Annotated in this window: 7 protein-coding genes and 1 pseudogene; 7 read left to right on the top strand and 1 reads right to left on the bottom strand. The window is 34.5% G+C overall.

All coding sequences use genetic code 11. The features are described from left to right. From QZ548_RS07245 to QZ548_RS07275, 7 genes and pseudogenes are all read left to right on the top strand, one after another. A pseudogene (locus tag QZ548_RS07245) lies at window positions 1-199 on the top strand (hypothetical protein); the annotation flags it as partial. Between the two features lie 122 nt (window positions 200-321). Further along, a complete protein-coding gene (locus QZ548_RS07250; RefSeq protein ID WP_295869364.1) occupies window positions 322-900 on the top strand; it encodes a hypothetical protein in 579 nt (192 codons plus the stop codon). Between the two features lie 125 nt (window positions 901-1,025). Next, entirely contained in the window at window positions 1,026-2,048 is a 1,023-nt protein-coding gene (locus tag QZ548_RS07255) for a DMP19 family protein (protein ID WP_119207206.1), read from the top strand. A gap of 87 nt (window positions 2,049-2,135) precedes the next feature. Beyond that, on the top strand, window positions 2,136-2,621 hold the full coding sequence (locus tag QZ548_RS07260) for a prolyl-tRNA synthetase associated domain-containing protein (RefSeq protein WP_119207207.1): 486 nt from the start codon (window positions 2,136-2,138) through the stop codon (window positions 2,619-2,621). A gap of 21 nt (window positions 2,622-2,642) precedes the next feature. Then, window positions 2,643-3,410 carry an antibiotic biosynthesis monooxygenase gene (locus QZ548_RS07265; RefSeq protein ID WP_119207208.1) on the top strand — a complete coding sequence of 256 codons (768 nt, stop codon included), beginning with the start codon at window positions 2,643-2,645 and terminating at the stop codon, window positions 3,408-3,410. Between the two features lie 133 nt (window positions 3,411-3,543). After that, window positions 3,544-4,326: a protein-ADP-ribose hydrolase gene (locus tag QZ548_RS07270; protein ID WP_295869367.1), complete on the top strand. Its 783-nt coding sequence runs from the start codon at window positions 3,544-3,546 to the stop codon at window positions 4,324-4,326. A 102-nt stretch (window positions 4,327-4,428) separates the two neighbouring features. Further along, a complete protein-coding gene (locus QZ548_RS07275; protein ID WP_119207210.1) occupies window positions 4,429-4,926 on the top strand; it encodes a methylated-DNA--[protein]-cysteine S-methyltransferase in 498 nt (165 codons plus the stop codon). A 200-nt stretch (window positions 4,927-5,126) separates the two neighbouring features. Here the strand turns inward: QZ548_RS07275 and QZ548_RS07280 are convergent, their stop codons facing one another. Further along, window positions 5,127-5,789, bottom strand: a complete 663-nt coding sequence (locus tag QZ548_RS07280; RefSeq protein ID WP_119207401.1) for a fumarylacetoacetate hydrolase family protein — start codon at window positions 5,787-5,789, stop codon at window positions 5,127-5,129. Window positions 5,790-5,982 lie beyond the last annotated feature (193 nt).

A 5,982-nucleotide genomic window follows, 5' to 3' on the forward strand; every position in this document is an offset into this window, starting at 1 on the left:
GCTTGAAGACATACAAGAAATGTATGATGAATCTATTACTATAGATGATGTGAAAGAACGGATCGGTATCCCTCAAATTGATCCAGAGCTAGGTACTGTAACCTATTGTGAACAAACCTTTGATTATACGCATATATTTTGCTTTGAATTTTGGGACGATGAGTTTGAAGATTTAAATTACTTTGCTATTGATGGCTGATATATTGCCATAAAAATGGTAAAAGAGTTTACTTTAGATATATAGATTAGTTTGATGTTGTGAAGTAGTATAGTATCTATTAACTTCAATTTATTTTAAAGGATTACAAGGAGGATTATCCTATGATTTTTGATGCCATAAAAAAACTGTTTAACAAGGATGAGAATACTGAGCAGATTGAATATCTCGGTACTGATAAAGATGGTAATAAAATATATGAAGGTTACTATCATGAGTTTAAGGGAATTCCTTGGGTTTTCAATAAAACGACTTATACTAGAGAAGAGTTTCTTAAGGCGTTTTATGAATGCTTAGAAGAGCATAACGTTAATCGTGATAATTTACCGCCATTAGTAGAGCCTGAAATTCTTGTAAGCTACGAAGCATGGATTGAAAGCAAAAGTCAGCTTCACCCTAATGAATACTTATATGAAGATGATGAATTAGAAGAATACGATAAAGAAGACGGTATGTGGCAAGTTGAAATCTATGCTCGCCTAAAAGCAGATAATGGCCAGTACTTTACTACTGAAGAGCTTCTTTTCAAGCTACATAACTTAATGGCCAATAAAGAGCTCGGGGATCATGTATTCTTTGAAAATCTAGCCTATGATGATCACGAGTTTGAAGCAGACGATGCCGAAGATGTCGACGATGATGATGAAGGTACTCCTGTATTTGTTGTATGGCTTGGTAGCTAGTTAAATAGCTGTTTTGTTATAAACTATTATTTTAAGATCTGTAACCCATAGTTTTGTGTTGTTTGTTATAATTATCTTAAGATGATTTCATATACATATTGATGCTATGAGGGGAAGTGTATTGTATGTCTTTAAGTGTTGAACAGTTTTTATCTTTAGCTGATGCTGAGCAATTACAAACTATTAAAGATCTTAATGATACTGGAAACGTAAAAACTATTATTGATGTGTTAACTAGTGTGGGCATAGAAAATTTATCTATACCTTTATTGGGTGAGCTTGGTAGAGCTTATAACAATAATGGTAATGAAAAAGAGGCAATTAAGGTATTCGAGTCTATTGATGAAGCGCATCGTGATGCGGTGTGGTATTATCGCTGTGCCTATGCGTATGGAGCTATTGTTTTAGATAATAATGAAGCATACACATCGGATACTATGCAGCAGATGCTAAGGTTAGTAGATCGGGGTGTACGGTTAGCTACGGAATCGGAACTAGATGATATAAAATCGTATTGTTTTGAAGTCATGGATATGTGCTATATGCAAATGGACTTTGAAAAATGTGAAGCTGATTATCCTGATTTATGTGCTGCCTATAATAAGTATGTAGCAGCTAAAAAGAAGAAAAGAGAAGGTGTACCTCGTCATCGTACTATCACTGTTGAAGAGATACAAGCTACAGACGATATGTGGACCATTAATGAGCCCATGTACTGGACTATCAATATATATGGCTCATATGATGATTATTTAGAATCTGCAAAACCTTTTACTGTAGAGCAACGCTATCTCAATGCTATATCCTGGTACTTCGCAGAGGTTAATAATGGTGGACATCATCAGTTCTTCTATAACTCTACAGGCATTGTATGGGAGGATGCTCTTGCTGGCTTACGCCTCTTCAAGATGGCTCCATTAGCAGATAATTTACAATCTGTAATTGATTATTTTGGTGGGTCCATTCCATTTGATAGGGAAGAACGATGGACCATTTTGAAAGACTGGGAAAATGAAGAGGAGTTGTTCGATTTCCTCGATAAAAAAGATGATGTAGTATATGAATATGATGGAATCTATGAAGACACATTCGTACATGAACATCCTGAATTATTTGTATTTGATGGTACCTATAAAGTTCGAGAATAGACTTGGTGGGTTAATTAGGTCATATAATAGTAATATGACTATAAATATTACTTTCACCAAGCGTAAACTATATATTAGAGGTATTACATGTTAGATAAACAAGGCGTATATGATTGTTTACGTGACCATCATATCGATTTTGAAGTTACGGACCACGCACCGCTATTTAGTATGGATGACAAGCCTGATGTAGAGCTGCCATATCCTGAGTGGGATGCGAAAAATTTATTCATTCGAGACCACAAGCGGGAACACTACTATCTGATTACTGTACGCGGTTCTAAGCGTGTAGATCTAAAACAGTTTCGGAAGGACCATAATCTGAAAAAGATTTCTTTTGGTTCTGAAGAAGAGCTATGGGATATATTAAAGATTAAACCAGGTCACGTATCTCCATTCTGCTTGCTCCACGATGAAGAGCGTAAGGTACATTACTATATTGATGCGGATTATAAAGATAATCTAATCGGTATCCATCCAAATCAAAATGACGCTACTGTATGGCTACAAGGAAAAGACTTAGTTAAATTAATTGAAGAACATGGTACAATAGTAGAATATATTACATTGTAATTTAGTCGAATCGGAGCATGTATGAATAGAAAATTATTAAAACGTATTCTTGTCACATCTGCTATTGCAGTATTAGGCGTAAGCACATCCTTTGCGGCTCTTGTTATGGAACGTGATGAAGGTTTAGATACAGCACCTAATGTAGGTATGTATCGCTTCCAAGTACCTGCGGAATTACAAGGTGCATATAATAGTACGGGCGTAGCTAACTTAACTGCTTCTATGGAGAAAGAGCCTAACACATTATCTATGAACGTAGCTCATGTGAAAGGGAATCCATCTGAGTCTTATGTGGTAGAAATCTATAAAGATTTAGCGGCTATTGAAACGCATCGTAAATCTGATCAGTATCAAGCTTTTGTTAATGAAGTAGGTTCTAAATTAACAAATCGCAAAATGTATGATGTACAGTCTGTGCTATTGTTTGAGAAAAAAGATGCTTTATCTATTGTAAATGACGGTAAAGCTGTGGTGACATTGACAGAGTTTAATGTTGATAGCAATGATATCGATACAGTACAACGTCAATATCAACTAGATATAGAACGTGCTGTTCGAGACGATGCGGGTTATAAGGCAGGTTATGTGCTTCGTGAAAGAAACGCAAAGAATCATTGGTATGTGATCCAAATTTATAGTGACCAAGAAGCCTTAACAAAACATTTGAATAGTCCTGGTTATCGCTTTATGATGAGCCAAATCCAAGGTAGTCTACAAAACGTTACTACAAAAGTACTAGATGGGGATATCCTCGTTAACCATGGTGGTCAAGCTTTTGTAAGACCTTAGTATTGGATATAATATAATTACGACTACAAATATAATTACAGTAAAGTTACTGCTAGCATATGCATATGTATGTGCTAGCAGTTTTTTGGTTATATAATAAGTAAAAGTCTTGATAGACTATAAGGAGTTACATATGACACAGCAAGAACGTTTATCTTATCTTGTAAAAGGATTAGTAGAAGAATATACAGAGAAATATAAAGACGAACATATTGAAATTCCTAATGATGAAGCAGAACAGTTTACACTTTTTAGGGCTTTATGTAATATTCGTGCTGCTGGTGCAATGCCTATTGAATGGATGAAAGTACAAGATGAATATTTAAATACATTGACTCTAGAAAAAGGTATTGTAAGGATTAAGGATATGGAGGAGAGGGAGCCTCAGATTTATTTGTGGCAAGGAGACATTACTCGATTATCTGTAGATGCTATTGTTAATGCTGCCAATAATCAATTACTTGGTTGTTTTGCGCCTAATCATAAGTGTATCGATAATGCCATTCATACTTTTGCTGGTATTGAGCTGCGTATGGAGTGTGCACGGATGATAGAATATATGGATATGCCTGAGAAAACAGGCGTGGCTCGTAAGACTTATGCCTATAATTTACCAGCCAGTCATGTTATCCATACAGTGGGACCTATTATTTATGATACTGTTACAGAGTTAGAAAAAGAACAATTGTCATCGTGCTATAGATCTTGCTTGGAGTTAGCTAATGCTTATAGTTTGAAGTCCATTGCATTTTGCTGTATTTCTACAGGTGAGTTTAGATTTCCTAATGAATTGGCGGCCCAAATTGCTATCGATACGGTGCGTACTTATTTAAAAGAAACTAATAGTAAAATACAAGTGGTATTTAATGTATTTAAGGATATAGATTATGACATCTACAACAAATTATTGGGATAAATAATATACTCCTTTTGAAATTCATAAAAATACTGTATCATTTAATAATGACATACAAAAGGTTATGAATGATTTGTTATCTTAAGAAGGAGTTAATGTACTATGAATTATAAATACACCTATGAAAGCCCTTTAGGAACTATGGTTATGCTTGGTACATTATCATACTTAACAGATTTATTTTTTATTGATGAGGCTCATGCACCAAGTTATGATGATGCGGAGTACATAGAGCAACTAACAGGTCCATTTGAAGTAACAATTATGTGGCTAGACCAATACTTTAATGGTAAGAAGCCTTTTATTACACCTCCTATCCAGTTAGAAGGGACAGAGTTCCGTAAGTCTGTATGGTCTATATTACAAACCATACCGTATGGCAACACGACAACATATGGAGATATAGGTAAACAGATTGCACAGCAACAGGGGAAAGAGAAATTCTCGGCTCAAGCTGTAGGCGGTGCAGTAGGTCATAATCCTATTTCTATTATCATTCCATGTCACCGTGTTATAGGAAGTAATGGTAAATTAACAGGCTATGCAGGGGGCATTGAACGAAAGAAATATATGCTAGACCTAGAGGCAAAGCATAAATAAAGTAATATTAAATATAAAACTTAGATAATAATAAAAGAGATTACTCCTATGTATAGTCATATATACATAAAGGTAATCTCTTTTTTATTTATATTTACTTGTAATGTAACTAGATATAGTTATGTAAATGAATATTATGTAAATGGATATCGTAATAATCAGAATACGGATAAATACAATACTTTAATAAAGTATCTATTTTAAATAAATTTGTTTTCTAAGGTTCCAATACCGCTTATAGAAATAGTAACAGTATCTCCTGGTTTTAACCAAGAATATTTACTTTCATTTTTACCTAATACTACACCACTAGGTGTACCTGTAAAGATGATATCACCTTCTTGGAGTGTCATATAGGATGATAGAAAGGCAATAATGTCATAAGGCTTAAAAATCATCTGTTCTAGCTTCGCTTGTTGACGTATTTCACCGTTGACTGTTGTTGTAATAGTGGCACTTTCAAAGTCAAAATCCTCAGGAGTCACTATAGTAGGACCGATAGGGGCAAAGTGATCAAGGGATTTACCAAGAATCCATTGTGAACCTCTAAACTGTAAGCTACGGGCGGAAACATCATTGCCAATTGTATAACCTAAGATATGGTCTTTCGCATGGTCTGGAGATATATTTTTACCAGCTTTGCCAATGATGATAACTAGCTCACCTTCATAGTCATAATGGAATGCTTCGTCTTCGATGGTAATTGTATCATGATTGCTTGCAAGAGCATTTGATGTTTTCATAAAGATTTCTGGGAAATCGTGTGTAGCTAGACTCGTTTCAGCAATATGATCAGCGTAGTTAAGACCGATACAAATGATACTTTTAGGATTAGGAATTAAAGGATGTTTATTTTCGTTCATAATAGGAACCTCCTAGTAAAATAGGATAATGTGTATCTTAATTTATTATAATATAAATAAGGCGGAAGCCATACTGGCAAGACACTATAATTCATCATCTCTATAGAATCTATTGAAATTACAAGATGATAGTGATAAGATTAAATGTATATCAATATAAATGGAGGTTATTGTTATGAGCAAGAATATCGAT

Origin of the sequence: uncultured Veillonella sp. (assembly GCF_915069625.1) — a bacterium.
In the GTDB taxonomy this organism is placed as follows: Bacteria; Bacillota; Negativicutes; order Veillonellales; family Veillonellaceae; genus Veillonella.

Bases quoted from the DNA above. Each gene is read 5' to 3' on its own strand.
- QZ548_RS07250 (WP_295869364.1), top strand. From the start codon at position 322: ATGATTTTTGATGCCATAAAAAAACTGTTTAACAAGGATGAGAATACT.
- QZ548_RS07255 (WP_119207206.1), top strand. From the start codon at position 1,026: ATGTCTTTAAGTGTTGAACAGTTTTTATCTTTAGCTGATGCTGAGCAA.
- QZ548_RS07260 (WP_119207207.1), top strand. From the start codon at position 2,136: ATGTTAGATAAACAAGGCGTATATGATTGTTTACGTGACCATCATATC.
- QZ548_RS07265 (WP_119207208.1), top strand. From the start codon at position 2,643: ATGAATAGAAAATTATTAAAACGTATTCTTGTCACATCTGCTATTGCA.
- QZ548_RS07270 (WP_295869367.1), top strand. From the start codon at position 3,544: ATGACACAGCAAGAACGTTTATCTTATCTTGTAAAAGGATTAGTAGAA.
- QZ548_RS07275 (WP_119207210.1), top strand. From the start codon at position 4,429: ATGAATTATAAATACACCTATGAAAGCCCTTTAGGAACTATGGTTATG.
- QZ548_RS07280 (WP_119207401.1), bottom strand. From the start codon at position 5,789: ATGAACGAAAATAAACATCCTTTAATTCCTAATCCTAAAAGTATCATT.